At 39.6% G+C, this 17,365-nt stretch carries 12 protein-coding genes and 2 riboswitches; all 12 genes read left to right on the forward strand.

Annotated features, from left to right (window positions below):
- The first annotated feature begins 43 nt into the window (after nucleotides 1-43).
- The 12 genes from BKM32_RS07355 (at nucleotide 44) to metH (ending at nucleotide 17,308) form a co-directional block, all read left to right on the forward strand.
- Nucleotides 44-1,588, forward strand: coding sequence for a hypothetical protein (locus tag BKM32_RS07355; protein ID WP_076663245.1), 1,545 nt, complete (start codon nucleotides 44-46; stop codon nucleotides 1,586-1,588).
- A 97-nt stretch (nucleotides 1,589-1,685) separates the two neighbouring features.
- Nucleotides 1,686-1,797, forward strand: a riboswitch (SAM riboswitch).
- 106 nt (nucleotides 1,798-1,903) lie between these two features.
- The gene (gene thrA, locus BKM32_RS07360; protein WP_076663246.1) at nucleotides 1,904-5,299 is read left to right on the forward strand and encodes a bifunctional aspartate kinase/homoserine dehydrogenase I; all 3,396 of its coding nucleotides are present in this window, start codon (nucleotides 1,904-1,906) and stop codon (nucleotides 5,297-5,299) included.
- Between the two features lie 51 nt (nucleotides 5,300-5,350).
- Nucleotides 5,351-6,517, forward strand: coding sequence for an O-succinylhomoserine sulfhydrylase (locus tag BKM32_RS07365; RefSeq protein ID WP_076663247.1), 1,167 nt, complete (start codon nucleotides 5,351-5,353; stop codon nucleotides 6,515-6,517).
- 26 nt (nucleotides 6,518-6,543) lie between these two features.
- Nucleotides 6,544-6,951, forward strand: coding sequence for an Rrf2 family transcriptional regulator (locus tag BKM32_RS07370; RefSeq protein ID WP_053978473.1), 408 nt, complete (start codon nucleotides 6,544-6,546; stop codon nucleotides 6,949-6,951).
- 100 nt (nucleotides 6,952-7,051) lie between these two features.
- Nucleotides 7,052-7,678, forward strand: coding sequence for a phosphoadenosine phosphosulfate reductase family protein (locus BKM32_RS07375; RefSeq protein ID WP_053978472.1), 627 nt, complete (start codon nucleotides 7,052-7,054; stop codon nucleotides 7,676-7,678).
- Between the two features lie 15 nt (nucleotides 7,679-7,693).
- Nucleotides 7,694-9,787, forward strand: a complete 2,094-nt coding sequence (locus BKM32_RS07380; protein WP_076663248.1) for a HEPN domain-containing protein — start codon at nucleotides 7,694-7,696, stop codon at nucleotides 9,785-9,787.
- A 19-nt stretch (nucleotides 9,788-9,806) separates the two neighbouring features.
- A complete protein-coding gene (gene cobA, locus BKM32_RS07385) occupies nucleotides 9,807-10,571 on the forward strand; it encodes a uroporphyrinogen-III C-methyltransferase (protein WP_076663249.1) in 765 nt (254 codons plus the stop codon).
- Nucleotides 10,572-10,650: 79 nt separating this feature from the next.
- A complete protein-coding gene (locus BKM32_RS07390) occupies nucleotides 10,651-11,700 on the forward strand; it encodes an NAD(P)/FAD-dependent oxidoreductase (protein ID WP_076663250.1) in 1,050 nt (349 codons plus the stop codon).
- A 61-nt stretch (nucleotides 11,701-11,761) separates the two neighbouring features.
- Entirely contained in the window at nucleotides 11,762-12,493 is a 732-nt protein-coding gene (epsC, locus tag BKM32_RS07395) for a serine O-acetyltransferase EpsC (protein ID WP_253187431.1), read from the forward strand.
- Nucleotides 12,490-13,380 (forward strand): cysteine synthase CysM, encoded by an 891-nt coding sequence (gene cysM, locus BKM32_RS07400; protein WP_371328829.1) that lies wholly within the window; start codon nucleotides 12,490-12,492, stop codon nucleotides 13,378-13,380. The genes epsC and cysM overlap by 4 nt, the downstream gene beginning before the upstream one ends.
- Before the next feature lie 58 nt (nucleotides 13,381-13,438).
- Nucleotides 13,439-13,552, forward strand: a riboswitch (SAM riboswitch).
- A gap of 51 nt (nucleotides 13,553-13,603) precedes the next feature.
- Nucleotides 13,604-14,605, forward strand: a complete 1,002-nt coding sequence (locus BKM32_RS07405; RefSeq protein ID WP_076663252.1) for a homocysteine S-methyltransferase family protein — start codon at nucleotides 13,604-13,606, stop codon at nucleotides 14,603-14,605.
- A gap of 24 nt (nucleotides 14,606-14,629) precedes the next feature.
- Nucleotides 14,630-17,308: a methionine synthase gene (gene metH, locus BKM32_RS07410; protein WP_076663253.1), complete on the forward strand. Its 2,679-nt coding sequence runs from the start codon at nucleotides 14,630-14,632 to the stop codon at nucleotides 17,306-17,308.
- Nucleotides 17,309-17,365 lie beyond the last annotated feature (57 nt).

Raw genomic sequence — 17,365 nt, forward strand, 5'->3', positions numbered from 1 at the left:
GTAAAACGCTGTAAAATAAGTATTTAACGTTTATTTTTGTTCGATGACTAAGGATTTGAAAGACAATTTGTTTCTACTGGTGAAGTCCATGACAAAATCGGAAAAACGCCAGTTTAAACTGTATGTAGGACGGTTGGGAGTTAATGAGGATTCCAAGTTTTTGAACCTGTTCAATATCATGGATAGGCTTTCTGTGTATGATGAGGCTATTATCCTAAAAAGTGGAGTGGTCAAAAAACAACAATTGGCCAATGTTAAGGCTCATTTATACAAACAAATACTGATTAGCCTTAGATTGAACCCATCTCACCAAAACACAAGATCACAATTAAGGGAACAATTAGATTTTGCTTCTATTTTATACCATAAAGGACTTTATAAACAAGCCTTGAAAATATTAGATAAGTCCAAGGAATTGGCTATTCAAAGTGAAGAAAAGAATTTAGCTTTTGAAATTGTGGAGCTTGAAAAAATCATCGAATCACAATACATAACAAGAAGTATCAGTGGGCGAGCCGATGAGTTGACCATTCAGGCGAAAGAACTGAGCAAGGCCAATGTTATAGCAAGTAAACTTTCCAATTTATCCTTGCAGCTTTATGGCTTGTTTCTAAAGATAGGTTACGTTAAAAATGAAGCCGAAGCCAAGCAAATAAGGGATTATTTTCAAGCCCGTTTGCCAAAGTATGATATCAACGAACTGGGATTTAGGGAGCGTTTATGGCTTTATAAGGCCAACTTATGGTACAGCTTTTTACTTCAGGATTTTTTGAATTGCTATAAATATGCCTTACGTTGGGTAAAGCTTTTTGAGCAGCACCCAGACATGGTAGACTTAAATCCCGTGTTTTTTATTAAAGGAAACAATTACCTATTGGAAGCCTTGTTCTACACCAAAAACAAGCGCAAGTTTGACCATTATTTAAGAAAGTTTGAAAGTATTGTAGCGGCAAAGTCCTTTCCTAAAGATGAAAATGTGGAAGCGCTTACGTTCCTGTATTTGAATGTTAACAGACTTAATTATTACTTCATAGATGGCAGTTTTCAGGAAGGTTTGTATCTAATCCCCATAATTGAAAAGGATTTACAGTCTTATAAAGATCGTATCGACGAACATCATACTATGGTGTTTTATTACAAGTTTGCGAGTATGCATTTTGGAGCAGGAAACAACAAGGAATGTATTGCGTATCTAGACAAAATTATCTCTAATAAATCACTTTCCATGCGTGAAGATTTGCTCTGTTTTTCAAGAGTATTGAACCTAGTTGCTCACTACGAAGGCGGGTATGATTATCATATTGAAAAGCTCTTGAGGAGCACGTATAAATTTCTGTTGAAGATCAACGATCTTTACGAAGTCCAAAAAGAAATGATTAAGTTCATTAAAGGGCTTCAGGATGTGTACCCCCAAGATATTAAGAAAGCTTTTATAGAACTTCATAAAACCTTTAAAACTTATGAAAATGATCCCTATGAGCGACGTGCATTCCTTTATTTAGATATTGTTTCTTGGTTGGAAAGCAAAATTTACAACAAGCCTGTAGCCCAAATTATCAGGGAAAAGTATTTGGCCGAATTTTCATGATAAAATCATAAAAAATTCAAAAAGTGGAGAATAAATTTGGATTTTAAGTTTTTCTAACTGAATATTTGCACTCACAAAGTTCACTCACTTATTGAAAATGTTATCAAGAAAGGTGGAGGGATTAGACCCAACGAAACCTTAGCAACCCTTTAGCAATAAAGAAGGTGCTACATTCTACTAAAAGCAACGTGTTTTTGGATAGATAACCCAACGAGAATTACAGTCTGTAATTTTCTATAAATTCTTTGTAACATATTCTATTTAGGTATGCCCAATTGGGCTCGAGCTTTTTGTTTTTAAATTTTTAATTTTGAAATGAAAGCACTTAAATTCATACAACTGGATAATTTTACTCTTGAAAGCGGAGTAGAATTGCCAATACAATTATCTTATCAAACATTTGGGCTACCGCTTCATGAAGCCCCAATAGTAGTGGTAAATCATGCTCTTACAGGAAACAGTAATGTTGCCGGAGACGATGGCTGGTGGGGAAGCTTGATTGGAGACGATAAAATTATCGATACCAAAAAATTCACGGTGCTAGCCTTTAATATTCCAGGTAATGGGTACGACGGATTCCTAATTGAAAACTATAAGGATTTTGTAGCGCGTGATGTTGCCAAATTGTTTTTAAAAGGTTTGGAAGAACTAAACATTCAACAGGTGTTTGCCTTGATAGGCGGTTCGCTAGGAGGTGGGATTGCTTGGGAAATGGCCGTTTTGAAACCTAATCTAGCCGAGTATTTAATCCCGGTGGCAACCGACTGGAAATCGACCGATTGGTTGATTGCCAATTGTCAAATTCAAGAGCAGTTTTTGGTGAATTCCAACAATCCAGTACATGATGCCCGAATGCACGCCATGCTATGCTACAGAACACCTAAGTCGTTTAAGGAGCGTTTCCAAAGAAGTATTAATAATGAATTGGAAATTTTTAATGTAGAGAGTTGGTTGTTACATCATGGTAATAAGTTGCAGGAACGTTTTCAGTTGTCGGCCTACAAATTGATGAACCAGTTGCTGAAAACCATTGACGTTACCAAAGGAAGAGAAGCCAACGAAAATATATTGGACATCATCAGTTCCAAAATTGCCATTGTAGGGGTGGATTCCGATTTATTTTTTACAGCGGAAGAAAACAGGGAAACCCAAAAACAGCTGGCCGCAACGCATCCAAATGTGACCTATCACGAAATCCATTCAGATCATGGTCACGATGCATTTTTAATAGAATTTGAACAGTTAGAAAAAATTATAGAGGGCATTTTTAGCCCAGATACAAAACACAAGAGAATGAAAATATTGAAGTTTGGCGGGAAGTCTTTAGGAAATGGAGAAGGTCTTACAAGAGCCCTTGAAATCATAGAGAAAAAGGTTAATGATGGCGAAAAAATAGCAGTGGTTGTATCGGCTAGGGGGAATGCCACGGACGAATTGGAAGCTTTGCTTGAAAAAGCTTCTAAGAAGGAAGTGTACAAACCCGATTTTGAAGCTTTCAAAGCCTATCAAGTAGAGCCACTGCCAAGTATTGATTTTACAGGTGAGTTTTCGGCTTTGGAAAATATTTTCGAAGGGGTGGCTTTGCTTGGGGATTACAGTGAAAAAATCAAAAGCCAAGTATTGGCTTTCGGGGAATTATTGTCTGCAAAAATTATTGCAGAAATATTAAAAGGAAAAGGCATTAATGCTAATGCAACGGACTCGAGAACCTTGATAAAAACCGAAGGGGACTTTGGAAACTCTCAGCCTATTCAAAAGATTTCCAAAGAGAAAGTTGTGGAGCATTTTAAGAAATTCAATGGCTCTACGGTGAATATTGTTACAGGGTTCATTGCATCGAATTTGGATGGAGAAACTACCACTTTGGGACGTAACGGAAGCAACTATTCTGCTTCTTTGTTGGCCAATTTCTTGGATGCAGAAGAATTGCAAAATTACACACATGTAAATGGTATTTATACGGCCAATCCAGATTTGGTTGCCGATGCCCAAAAAATTAGAGAGCTGTCCTTTAGCGAAGCGAATGAATTGGCAAACTTTGGAACCAGTGTACTGCATGCTAAAACCATCATTCCATTGGTGGAAAAAAATATCAATTTAAGAATCTTGAACACCTTCAATTCCGATGGGGAAGGTACCTTGATTACGGCCAAACCAAGCAATAAGGAAGTAACTTCATTGTCGGTTTTGGATAATGTGGCGCTATTGAATTTTGAAGGAAGAGGTCTTTTAGGAAAAGTTGGTGTGGATGCCCGAATTTTTAAAGCCTTGAGTGATCAAAATATTAGTGTAAGCATTGTGTCGCAAGGATCTTCGGAAAGAGGAATTGGTTTGATCATAGATGCTTCAAAAGCAACGCAAGCTGTGGTGGCCTTGGAGCGTGAATTTGAAAATGATTTTTACACTCAAGACGTTAACAAAATTGGCGTGGTAGATGATGTGTCGGTAATTTCTATTATTGGGATTGAGTTGAGCTCGTTCCACAAGCCATTCAATGCCTTGATCAAAAACCAAATTACACCGCTATTGTTTAACAATACGGTGACTGGTAGAAATGTGAGTTTGGTGGTGAAAAAGCATCAATTGCATAAGGCTGTCAATGTTATTCATGGAGAGATTTTCGGGATTTCCAAGAAAATCAACATTGCCATTTTTGGCCACGGATTGGTTGGAGGTGCTTTGATCAATCAGATTTTGAAATCAAAAGATGAGATTGAAAAGCGTAAAGGAATTAGTTTGAATGTATTCGCTATAGCCAATTCAAAACAGGTGATTTTAGATAAAAATGGTGTTGATGAAAATTGGAAAGAAGCCTTAAAAGCTGAAACTTCAGGATATCAACTTCAGGATATAGTGGATTTTGCCAAAAAACACCATTTGGAAAACTTGATAGCTGTGGATAATACTGCAAGCGGGGTGTTCCATGAAAATTACAAGCCATTGGTGGAAGCGGGATTTGATTTGGTGTCGTCCAATAAAATTGCCAACACTATTTCCCACGATTTTTACACCGACTTGAGAGAACATTTAAAAGAGCACAACAAACAATACCTTTACGAAACTACGGTAGGTGCTGGATTGCCATTAATTGACACCATCAAGTTATTGCACGAATCTGGTGAAAACATTACTAGAATTAGAGGGGTGTTTTCGGGAACCTTAAGTTACCTGTTCAATAACTTTTCTGTTCAGGACAAACCGTTCAGCGCCATTGTTCAGGAAACTATCGATAAAGGATTTACGGAGCCAGATCCAAGAGAAGATTTCTCTGGGAATGATGTAGCACGTAAATTATTAATCTTGGCTCGCGAGTTGGATTTGCATAACGAATTTGAAGATGTGTCGGTTCAAAATTTAATCCCTGAAGCTTATAGAAATATTTCAGTTCAGGAATTTTTGGGGCAATTGGATGTGCTTGATGAGGAATTCCAAAAAATCAAAGAACAACAGGAACCGGGCCATGTGTTGAGATATGTTGGAGATTTGTTTGGTGACCTGTCTCAGGAGAAGGGTAATTTGGAAGTAAAACTGGTTTCTATTCCAGAAGACAGCACTTTGGGTCATGTAAAAGGTTCCGATGCCATTTTTGAGATTTTCACAGAATCGTATGGAGAGCAGCCAATCGTAATTCAAGGGGCAGGCGCAGGTGCCGAAGTAACCGCAAGAGGTGTCTTTGGTGATATTTTGCGATTGTCTAAACACATTAACTAATAAGAAAACACAATTCCAAAATTCAATTTGGAACACAAAACACCTATTGTCATGAGTCAAAAACATTTCGAAACTGAAGCTATCAGAACACAGTTGGAGCGTTCGCAGTTTTCAGAGCATTCAGCGCCTTTGTATCTCACCTCAAGTTTTAAATTTGATGATGCCGAGGACATGCGTGCCTCCTTTGCAGAGGAAAAGGAACGCAATATTTACAGCCGTTTTACCAACCCAAATACTTCGGAGTTTGTGGAGAAGATCTGCAAATTGGAGGGTGCTGAAGCAGGTTATGCTTATGCCACGGGAATGTCGGCAGTGTTTTCAACTTTTGCGGCTTTGTTGAATGCAGGAGATCATGTGGTGTCCTGCCGAAGTGTATTTGGTTCTACACACGCTTTGTTTACCACCTATCTTCCAAAGTGGAATATTGAAACTACCTATTTTAAGGAAAGCGAAGTTGATAAAATTGAGGAATTGATTCAGCCTAACACCAAAATTCTATATGCTGAAACGCCTACCAATCCAGCGGTAGATATTCTGGATTTGGAGTTATTGGGCAAGATTGCGAAGAAACATAACATCCTATTGGTTATTGATAATTGTTTTGCCACACCTTATTTGCAAAACCCAATTAAGTTTGGTGCCGATTTGGTAATTCATTCAGCAACTAAATTAATCGACGGACAAGGTCGCGTGTTAGGGGGAGTGACTGTTGGAAGTAAGGAGTTGATTAGAGAGATTTATTTGTTCTCAAGAAATACAGGGCCGTCTTTGTCGCCATTTAATGCTTGGGTGTTGTCCAAAAGCGTAGAAACCTTGCCTGTTCGCGTAGACAGACATTGCGAAAATGCCTTGAAGGTGGCAGAATTTTTAGAAAGCCATGACAATGTCAATTTTGTGAAATATCCATTTTTAAAATCACATCCGCAGTATGAAATTGCCAAAAAGCAAATGAAGCAAGGCGGGAATATTGTAGCTTTTGAAATTAAAGGAGGCGTGGAAGCTGGGCGTAAGTTTTTGGATGCTCTAAAAATGGCCTCACTCTCAGCTAATTTGGGAGACACGAGAACGATTGTAACGCATCCGGCCTCAACAACACATAGTAAATTAAGTGAAGCTGACAGATTGGAAGTTGGGATTACCGATGGATTGGTAAGGGTTTCTGTAGGTTTGGAACATTTTGAGGATATTATTGCCGATTTAAAACAGGCCTTAGATTGATATTAGAATTTGGTTATATTTGAGCAATGCTTTCAAAGAAAACCAAATACGGTCTTAAGGCACTAACATTCTTGGCGAGACAGGAGAATTTTAGTCCAGTACAAATAGGGGTAATTTCCCAACATGAAAATATTTCCCAAAAGTTTTTGGAGAGTATTCTATTAACATTGCGGAAAAATGGTTTCTTGGGATCCAAGAAAGGTAAGGGCGGAGGCTATTACTTACTTAGGGATCCCAAGGATATCAAAATGTCTGCCGTAATGCGTATTTTGGAAGGTCCCATTGCCATGGTGCCTTGCGTAAGTTTGAACTTCTATGAGAAGTGTGAAGACTGCCCGAATGAAAAAACGTGCTCGGTCCATAAATTGATGATGGAAGTAAGGGATAGCACGCTTAATATCTTCAACAATAAGTCCTTGGCGGACATAATTTGATTATTTAACATTAAAATTCACAGCACTTTAAATTATTTTATATACTTTTGTTTTTAAATCCTACTATTCCGATGGGGTAATGGGGATTAAAATTTAAATTATGATTGGACATACCATTGATATCGCATATTGGAATCAAGTATTGCGAGACAAAACACCAGATGAAATTATTGACTGGGCTTTAACTGTATCAGAAAACCGAATTGTCACTACTAGTTTTGGAGTGTATTCTTCAGTATTGTTGAGCACCATGGTCAGGAAGGATAAGGGCATTAAGGTGATTTGGTGTGATACCCTTTATAATGAAAACAGTACGTATGAGCATGCCTCAAATTTGATTAGACAATACAATTTGAATATCTATAGGTATCAGTCCCTAAAAAGTAAGGCTGAAATTGATGCCACTATTGGTTTACCCGGATTGGAAGATGATAATCATGCTGAATTTTCGGAAGTTGTGAAATTGGAGCCGTTCAGAAGAGCGCTTAAAGAACATCAGCCGGACTTGTGGTTTACCAACATTAGAGTAAGACAAACAGAACTTAGAAGCAAGAAGGATATTTTGAGTTTGAGTAAGGACGGTATTTTAAAGGTGAGCCCCTTTTATTATTGGACGGATGCAGATTTAGACAATTATTTGGAAGTCCACGGACTGCCCAAAAACCATGATTATTTCGATCCTATAAAGGCATTGAAAAACAGAGAGTGTGGTATACACTTGCAATAACAGCAAATAGGCATTATGCAAAGTTTTAGAACAGAAATAGAAAATCCGGTTGTAGAGAGGGACATTATTGAATTGGCTAATAAGATTGAGCTGTTCCATAATGGCAAGATCGATGAGGAGAAATTCCGAAGCCTGCGTTTGGCTCGTGGAGTTTATGGGCAACGCCAACATGGGGTGCAAATGATTCGCATCAAATTGCCTTACGGGAAAGTATTGAGCAAGCAGTTGCGAAGAATTGCAGATGTATCGGATGAATATTCTAGAGGGAGATTACACATTACTACGCGTCAGGACATCCAGATCCATTATGTGGATTTGGATAGAACCCCAGAACTTTGGGCTGAATTAGAGCGTGATGAGGTGACCTTGCGTGAAGCTTGTGGCAATACAGTAAGAAATGTCACCGCGAGTGAAACAGCGGGAATTGACATTGGTGAACCTTTCGATGTGTCGCCTTATGCCGATGCTGTGTTCAAATTCTTTTTGAGAAATCCTATCTGTCAGGAAATGGGGCGCAAGTTTAAGGTGTCATTTTCGGCTTCCGATGCTGATACAGGACTGTCTTACATGCACGATTTGGGCTTCATTGCCAAAATTCAAAATGGTACTAGAGGTTTTAAGGTAATGCTGGCGGGTGGTTTGGGTTCCCAACCACGTCATGCCGATGTACTATATGAGTTCTTGCCTTCAGATAAAATTATTCCTGTGATGGAAGGTGTTCTGAGAATTTTTGATCGCCATGGAGAGCGTAAAAGTCGCGCCAAGGCACGTGTCAAATTCTTAGTAAAGGATATTGGCTTGGAGGCTTTCAAACAATTGGTGGATGAGGAGCAAGCTGCTATAGAATACAAATCGGTGCCTATTGATACGAATTCGTATCCAATATCAAAGCCTGTTGAAGTTGCTATCCCAAATGTTGAATTGGTTGATGTGGCAACCTTTAATAAATGGAAGGCTACTAACATTGTTCCTCAAAAACAGGAAGGTTATGTGGCTATTGGTATCAAAGTATTGTTAGGTGATTTTTATACGGATAAAGCCAGATTGCTCGCAGATTTGGTAGAGACTTTTGCTGCCGGTGAAATCAGGTTGACCTTACGTCAGAATATTTTAATTCCCTTTGTGAAGGAGGAATTGTTGCCATTCTTTTATCAAGAGTTGAGCAAGTTAGGCTTTACCGAACTTGGTTATAATAAAGCTGTAGATATCACCGCATGCCCAGGAACAGATACTTGTAATTTAGGAATTGCTAGCAGTACTGGAATTGCCGAAGAGTTGGAGCGTGTCATTAAGGCCGAATATCCGCAATATTTGGATAATGAAGATTTGATTATCAAAATTAGTGGTTGTATGAATGCTTGTGGACAGCACACTATGGCCAATATAGGATTTCAGGGAATGTCCATTCGTACGTCTGATAAATTGGTGGCACCGGCATTGCAAGTATTGTTAGGAGGTGGTAACAAAGGAAACGGGAATGGGATTTTCGCTGATAAAGTGGTAAAAGTTCCGAGTAGACGAGGGCCTGAGGCCTTGCGTAGAATCTTGAATGACTATGAAGCCAATGCTAAAGGAAAGCCTTTTGTGGACTATTATTTGGAGCAGGGACAGAAGTATTTCTACGATTTCTTGACTGATTTGTCTGATGTTTCCAACCTAACCCAAGAAGATTTTATTGATTGGGGAACGAATGAAAAGTATGTGAAAGCTATTGGGGTTGGAGAATGTGCTGGTGTGGTCATCGATTTGGTATCGACACTGTTTTTGGAAAGTGAGGAAAAAATTGAATTGGCAGAACAGTCCTTTGAGGATAAAGTGTATTCGGCGGCAGTGTATCACGCTTACAGTTCCATGGTGAACTCGGCAAAAGCAATTTTAATTTCCGAAGATATTTCAGTGAATACCCAAGCAGGGATTATTTCTCAATTCGATGCTGAATTTGTGGAAACGAATCGAGTGCGTTTGGGAGTGACATTTTCAGAATTGGTATATCAAATAAAAAATAATGCCCCTACTAAAGAATTTGCAGAGAATTATATTGAAAGCGCCAAAGTGTTCTTGTCCAATGTGAAAGTGTTTAGGGCAGAAACACAAAAAGTGGCCAGTTAAATGAACAAATCAAGTGGGGATGGAAAGATTAAGATCAAGATTGACAGTTGTGGGAGCAGGTCCGGGAGATCCGGAATTGATCACCCTAAAGGCAGTAAAGGCTATTGGTTCGGCCCAAGTCATTTTGTACGATGCGTTGATAAATAGTGCTTTGTTGGAATATGCAGCGCCGGAAGCTGAACTCATTTTTGTGGGAAAACGAAAAGGGTGCTATGCTTATCAACAGGAGCAAATCAATGAATTGATTGTGGCAAGAGCCAAAATTCACGGACATGTTGTGCGGTTAAAGGGAGGCGATCCATTTGTGTTTGGTAGAGGAGCCGAAGAATTGGAATATGCCCAGAGGTTTGGTGTGGAAGGCAATGTGGTGCCCGGGATTTCATCGGCTATTGCAGTGCCCGCTTACCAAGGCATTCCTTTGACGAAGCGAGGAAGTTCCGAAAGTTTTTGGGTGATTACAGGGACTACCAAAGACCATCAAATGTCCAATGATATTCCTATTGCGGCCAAATCTACGGCCACAGTGGTTATTTTGATGGGGATGAGCAAGCTGCCTCAAATCATGGAGGCTTTTCAAAAGGAAGGGAAAGCTGAAACACCGGTAGCAATCATTCAAAATGGAACTACAAAAGAAGAAAAAATAGGCATTGGTACAGTTGCCACCATTTGTGAAATCGTGGAGCAAGAAAAGTTATCCAATCCAGCCATAATTATTGTGGGTGAAGTGGTCAACGACCGAGTGCATTTGACTTCGATACGCCAAGAAATTCAACAGTTTTCATAGAATAAATAGAAACAAAATTTTTTAAAAATCATTGATTTTACGGGATAGCTATATCCAAAATCAACTAAAAATTGAGACCATGATAAAAACAGATATATTGATTATTGGAGCAGGACCAACGGGGTTGTTCACAGTTTTTGAAGCTGGATTATTGAAATTGAAGTGTCATTTAATTGATGCGTTGCCGCAACCGGGAGGACAATGCTCGGAGATATATCCTAAAAAACCAATCTATGATATTCCAGGATTTCCGGAGATATTGGCTGGAGATTTAACCAATAATTTGTTGGAGCAGGGCAAACAATTTGAACCTGGGTTTACCTTGGGAGAACGCGCAGAAACCATTGAAAAATTGGAAGACGGAAGTTTCATTGTAACCACCAATAAAGGGACAAAACACCATGCTCCTGTGGTTGCTATTGCGGGAGGTTTGGGGTCGTTTGAGCCTAGAAAACCATTGATTGAAAATATTTCTTATTACGAAGATAAAGGTGTGGAGTATTTTATCAAAGATCCAGAAGTGTACCGCAACAAAAAAGTGGTGATTTCAGGAGGGGGAGATTCTGCTTTGGATTGGAGTATTTTCTTGGCAGATGTAGCCGAAGAGGTCACTTTGGTCCATAGACGAAATGAATTCCGTGGCGCCTTGGATTCCGTAGAAAAAGTACAAGAGTTAAAGCTGTTGGGGAAAATCAATTTGGTGACTCCAGCAGAGGTGACTGCCTTGCATGGCAATTCCAAATTAGAGGGCGTAACGATTCTCAAAGACGGTGAAAAAATATTACACGAAGCCGATCATTTTATTCCTTTGTTTGGTTTGTCTCCAAAATTGGGGCCAATTGGTGATTGGGGATTGGAAATTGAAAAAAATGCCATAAAGGTGGATACCTTGGATTACCAAACCAATATTCCTGGAATCTTTGCCATTGGAGATGTAAACACTTACGAAGGTAAATTGAAGTTGATACTTTGTGGGTTCCATGAAGCGACTTTAATGTGTCAATCTGCTTATAAAATCATCAATCCGGGTAAAAAGTATGTATTGAAATATACTACCGTAAGTGGTATTGATGGTTTTGACGGCACGAGAAAAGAAGCTCCAAAAGCAGTAGTGCAGGCTATAAATTAACGGTTATTTAGAATACAGTTTAAATTGTAATCCCTAAATTTAGATGTTTGAAATAACAACTATGGCATATAAACTTCGCTTAAAGGACGATATCGCGACTTTTACAAAACGGCTCTTCTATGCACTATTTGATGAGGAAGAAGTTCAGCAAAAAGAATTGAAAGTTTTAAAGCAGGTCTTTTTGGATGTGGTATCGCAATTGAATGTTCAAAATGGAAATGAAATTTGGGACGCCTTTTCAAATAAGATTCCATCCATTAAAAAACGCATTGAATTGGATGCTTTGGCAACCGAAAAAAACGATCCGGCTTGTAAAAGTTTGGAAGAGATTTATTTGGCCTATCCAGGATTTCACGCTATTGCCATTCATCGTTTGAGTCATGAACTTTTTAAGTTGAATGTACCTGTCGTAGCAAGAATGATGAGTGAGTGTGTTCACGGGAAAACAGGCATTGATATCCATCCGGGAGCCACTATTGGAGACTCCTTTTTTATAGACCACGGAACAGGAATTGTGATTGGGGAAACTTCTATCATAAAAAAAAATGTAAAGATTTATCAAGGGGTAACACTTGGAGGGATTCAGGTGAAGAAGAGTTTGTCCAATACCAAACGTCACCCGACCATTGAGGATAATGTCACCATTTATGCCAATGCCACAATTTTGGGGGGAGACATCGTGATTGGTGCCAACAGCATTATTGGTGCCAATGTTTGGATTACCCAATCGGTTCCGGAAAATTCGTTGGTGACCTATCAGTCAGAAATTAAAATCAGTACACGCAACAAATGATTCAAAGTAAATCCATAACCGATTTAATCGGGAATACACCACTTATTGAAGTCAAACGAATCATTTCCAAACCAAACGTGCGGTTATTTTTGAAGTTGGAAGGAAAAAATCCAGGAGGCAGTGTGAAGGATCGAGCCGCTTTCAATATGATTTCTGAAGCATTGAAACGTGGTGATATTTCGGAGGGAGACACTTTGGTTGAGGCTACCAGTGGAAATACGGGGATTGCTTTGGCTTTTATAGCTCAGTTATTGGATTTGAATATGGTATTGATCATGCCTGAAAACTCTACGGAAGAACGTATCAAAACCATGCGTGCCTATGGAGCGGAACTTATTCTGACACCTGCTGCTGATGGCATAGAAGGTTCGCGTGATCTGGCTGAAAAACTTCAAAAAGAAAAAGGCTATTCCATGCTCAATCAATTTGCCAATGATGACAACTGGAAAGCCCACTACAAAACCACAGGTCCGGAAATTTGGAAAGATACGGATGGGCAAGTGACGCATTTTGTTTCGGCAATGGGCACTACCGGGACTATCATGGGAGTATCCACTTATCTGAAAGAAAAGAATGAAGCAGTAACCATTGTAGGTGCCCAACCAACCGATGACGCGAAAATCCCAGGGATTAGAAAATGGCCAGAGGCCTATTTGCCCAAGATTTTCGATCGCTCCAAAGTAGATCGAATTATAGAGGTAAGCGAAGAAGATGCCCGAACTGTGGCCAACAGATTGGCCAAAGAAGAAGGGGTGTTTTGTGGTATGAGCAGTGGCGGAAGCGTGGCTACCGCATTAAAAATAGCCGATGAAATTGAAGAAGGCCTTATCGTCGCCGTAATTTGCGATATAGGAGATCGTTACCTTTCTTCAGATTTGTTTCAATAAAAATTGGTTATAAACTATTTATCCTGTAATTTCGCAGCCTAGTTCATAAACATATAAAATGTTATCACGAAAGGCAGAGGGAATAGACCCGTTGAAGCCTTAGCAACCCTTTAACTTTAAAGAAGGTGCTAAATTCTACTAGTTGAATACTACTCAATTGGACAGATAACCTCGAGTAATTTCTTTTACTTTCTTGATGACATTTTAATATAAACACAATAAAATGTCAAATATTAATCAGGTTTTACAAGACCGAATTTTAGTTCTGGATGGTGCTATGGGGACCATGCTGCAACGGTATAATTTTTCTGAAGAGGATTTTCGTGGGGAGCGTTTTAAAGATTATCCGTCTCCGTTGAAGGGGAACAACGACTTGTTGTCGCTTACGCAGCCCCAAGCTATTGCCGAAGTACATCGTAAATACTTCGAGGCTGGTGCCGATATCGTGGAAACCAATACGTTTTCGGGAACTACCATTGGTATGGCTGATTATGATATGGAAGATTTGGTGTATGAACTGAATTATGAGTCTGCTAAGATTGCCAAAAAAGTAGCCGATGAATTTACAGCTGCCAATCCTGATAAACCTCGTTTTATTGCCGGAAGTATTGGGCCTACAAACAGAACGGCCAGCTTATCTCCAGATGTTAACCGTCCTGAATTTCGTGCCGTAACTTTTGAAGAATTGCGTGTTGCTTACAAACAACAAGTAGAGGCCTTGATTGATGGTGGCGTAGATTTATTGTTGGTGGAAACTGTATTTGACACTTTGAATGCCAAGGCAGCATTATTTGCTATTGAAGAAGTAAAAGAGGAGAGAGGTATCGATATTCCGGTCATGGTATCCGGAACGATCACGGATGCTTCGGGAAGAACCCTTTCTGGGCAAACTGTGGAAGCATTTTTAACTTCCATTTCCCATATTCCATTGCTAAGTGTAGGGTTTAATTGCGCGCTTGGAGCCGATCAGTTGCAACCTTATTTGAGACGTTTGGCAAATGAAACCGAATTTTTCACCTCTGCCCATCCAAATGCGGGACTTCCAAATGCCTTTGGAGAATACGACCAAACTCCTGCGCAAATGCAAGTACTTATTGAAAATTATCTTAAAGATGGTTTGATCAATATTATTGGAGGTTGTTGTGGAACAACTCCAGAGCATATTACGGCTATTGCTGAGGTGGCTTCTAAATATAAACCACGCAAAATTGAAGTGTCTGCATAGGGACAGTTTTTGAAAAGAATTACAATGTCAGAAAAACATACAAAATATTTAAAGCTTTCAGGTTTAGAACCTTTAATAGTCACTCCTGAAAGTAATTTTATCAATGTAGGAGAGCGAACCAATGTAACGGGGTCTCGCAAGTTTTTAAGGTTGATAAAGGAAGAAAAGTACGAGGAGGCCCTAGATGTGGCCAGAGATCAGGTGGAAGGTGGTGCCCAAATCATCGATGTGAATATGGATGAGGGAATGCTGGATGGTATGGAGGCCATGGTAACTTTCTTGAATTTAATTGCTTCGGAACCTGATATTGCCCGTGTACCAATTATGATCGATAGTTCCAAATGGGAGATCATTGAAGCTGGTTTGCAGGTGGTACAAGGGAAATCGGTGGTGAATTCCATCAGTTTAAAAGAAGGAAAAGAAACTTTCGTGCATCATGCCAAATTGGTAAAGCGCTATGGAGCTGCGGTGATTGTGATGGCATTTGATGAGGAAGGGCAGGCTGATACTTACCAAAGACGTATCGATATCTGTAAACGTTCCTATGATATTTTGGTGAATGAGGTGAATTTCCCGCCAGAAGATATCATTTTCGATCCTAACATTTTCCCTGTAGCAACGGGGATGGAAGAGCACAGGTTAAATGCGTTGGATTTTTTCAATGCCACAAAATGGATTCGTGAAAACTTACCATATGCGAACGTTTCGGGAGGGGTGAGTAACGTGTCCTTTTCTTTCAGAGGAAATAATGTGGTGCGTGAAGCCATCAATTCAGCATTTTTATTCCATGCCATCAAGCACGGAATGAATTTGGGTATTGTGAACCCAACGATGTTGGAGGTGTATGACGAAATTCCAAAGGATTTATTGGAACACGTCGAAGATGTATTGTTGGATAGAAGAGATGATGCCACGGAGCGTTTATTAGATTTTGCAGAAACCGTAAAAGGTGATAAAAAGGAAGATGTCGCCAAAGTTTTGGAATGGCGAAGTGATAGCTTGCAAGACCGTATCACTCATAGTTTGGTGAAAGGAATTGACACTTTTATCATCGAGGATGTCGAGGAAGCAAGATTGACAGTTGAAAGACCGATAGAGGTTATTGAAGGTCACTTGATGATTGGGATGAATGTGGTTGGAGATTTGTTCGGAAGCGGAAAAATGTTCTTGCCTCAGGTGGTGAAATCGGCTAGGGTGATGAAAAAGGCAGTAGCCTATTTACAACCATTTATTGAAGCAGAAAAGGACGGAAAGCAAGAGTATGCTGGAAAGATTTTGATGGCGACCGTAAAAGGGGATGTCCACGATATTGGTAAAAATATTGTAAGTGTGGTATTGGGGTGTAACAATTATGAAATTGTAGACCTTGGAGTAATGGTGCCACCAGAAAAAATTATAGAAACGGCAAAAGCCGAAAAGGTGGATGCTATTGGTTTGAGTGGATTGATTACACCGTCTTTGGACGAAATGGTATATCTGTCTAAAGAGATGGAAAAACAGAAATTTACGATTCCATTGCTTATTGGTGGAGCAACTACATCTAGAGCGCATTCCGCTGTGAAAATTGCGCCAAATTACACACATGCTGTGGTGCATGTGAATGATGCTTCCAGAGCAGTAACTGTGGTTGGGAATTTATTGCAGAAGGACAATGCAGTCTACAAAGAGCAGATTCGTGAGGAGTATGAGAAATTCCGTGAACAGTTTTTAAAGCGCGGGAAAAAGAAGGATTACGTCACCATTGAAGAAGCTAGAAAGCGCAGATTCAAAATTGATTGGAATGCTGCTGACATTGTAAAGCCAAAGCAACTGGGGGTTCAGGTGGTAGAAGATTTCGATATCACCAAATTGGAAGCCTATATAGATTGGAGTCCATTTTTTAGAAGTTGGGATTTACACGGGAAATATCCTGAAATCTTGAAAGATGAGGTGGTTGGACAGCATGCTTCTGAATTGTATGCCGATGCGCAGGTATTGCTAAAACGCATTTTTGATGAGAAGTTATTGGGGACCAAAGCAGTTTTTGGATTGTTTTCTGCCAATACAGTGAATGATGATGATATTGAAGTGTATGATGAATCTGGAGCTGTAGAAGCAACGTTCTTAACCTTACGTCAGCAATTGGATAAGCGTGAAGGCGTGGCAAATTTTGCCTTGTCTGATTTCGTGGCGCCTAAAGAGACAGGAAAACAGGATTATATAGGTTGTTTCTGTGTGAGTACTGGTTTTGGAACGGCTGAATTAGCGAAACAATTTGAGGATAACCATGACGATTATAGTTCTATCATGATCAAAGCCCTTGCCGATCGTTTGGCAGAAGCTTACGCTGAATATTTGCATAAGGAGGTTAGAACAGATATTTGGGGTTATGCGCAAGGCGAGAATTTATCCAATGAAGAATTAATCAAAGAAAACTATAAAGGGATCCGTCCAGCGCCGGGATACCCTGCATGTCCAGACCACTTGGAGAAGAAAACCATATGGAAATTGTTGCAGGTGAAGGAAAACATCGGGGTAGAATTGACCGATAGTTTGGCTATGTGGCCAGCCGCTAGTGTAAGTGGTTACTATTTTGCCAACAAAGACGCCAAATATTTTGGGTTGGGTAAAATAACCGAAGACCAATTGAAGGATTATGCGAAGCGCAGGGGGATTTCAAATGATGAGGCCGAAAAATGGCTAAATCCAAATATGGCTGATTAATTTAGAAGCCGTACTTAATAAAAATAGACAGTAATTAAACACTTTTCCAACTTAGGG

Origin of the sequence: Mangrovimonas sp. DI 80 (genome assembly GCF_001975575.1) — a bacterium.
GTDB classification, from domain to species: Bacteria; Bacteroidota; Bacteroidia; order Flavobacteriales; family Flavobacteriaceae; genus Mangrovimonas_A; species Mangrovimonas_A xylaniphaga.

Coding starts and splice junctions, on each gene's coding strand:
- BKM32_RS07355 (WP_076663245.1), top strand. CDS start 44: ATGACTAAGGATTTGAAAGACAATTTGTTTCTACTGGTGAAGTCCATG.
- thrA (WP_076663246.1), top strand. CDS start 1,904: ATGAAAGCACTTAAATTCATACAACTGGATAATTTTACTCTTGAAAGC.
- BKM32_RS07365 (WP_076663247.1), top strand. CDS start 5,351: ATGAGTCAAAAACATTTCGAAACTGAAGCTATCAGAACACAGTTGGAG.
- BKM32_RS07370 (WP_053978473.1), top strand. CDS start 6,544: ATGCTTTCAAAGAAAACCAAATACGGTCTTAAGGCACTAACATTCTTG.
- BKM32_RS07375 (WP_053978472.1), top strand. CDS start 7,052: ATGATTGGACATACCATTGATATCGCATATTGGAATCAAGTATTGCGA.
- BKM32_RS07380 (WP_076663248.1), top strand. CDS start 7,694: ATGCAAAGTTTTAGAACAGAAATAGAAAATCCGGTTGTAGAGAGGGAC.
- cobA (WP_076663249.1), top strand. CDS start 9,807: ATGGAAAGATTAAGATCAAGATTGACAGTTGTGGGAGCAGGTCCGGGA.
- BKM32_RS07390 (WP_076663250.1), top strand. CDS start 10,651: ATGATAAAAACAGATATATTGATTATTGGAGCAGGACCAACGGGGTTG.
- epsC (WP_253187431.1), top strand. CDS start 11,762: ATGGCATATAAACTTCGCTTAAAGGACGATATCGCGACTTTTACAAAA.
- cysM (WP_371328829.1), top strand. CDS start 12,490: ATGATTCAAAGTAAATCCATAACCGATTTAATCGGGAATACACCACTT.
- BKM32_RS07405 (WP_076663252.1), top strand. CDS start 13,604: ATGTCAAATATTAATCAGGTTTTACAAGACCGAATTTTAGTTCTGGAT.
- metH (WP_076663253.1), top strand. CDS start 14,630: ATGTCAGAAAAACATACAAAATATTTAAAGCTTTCAGGTTTAGAACCT.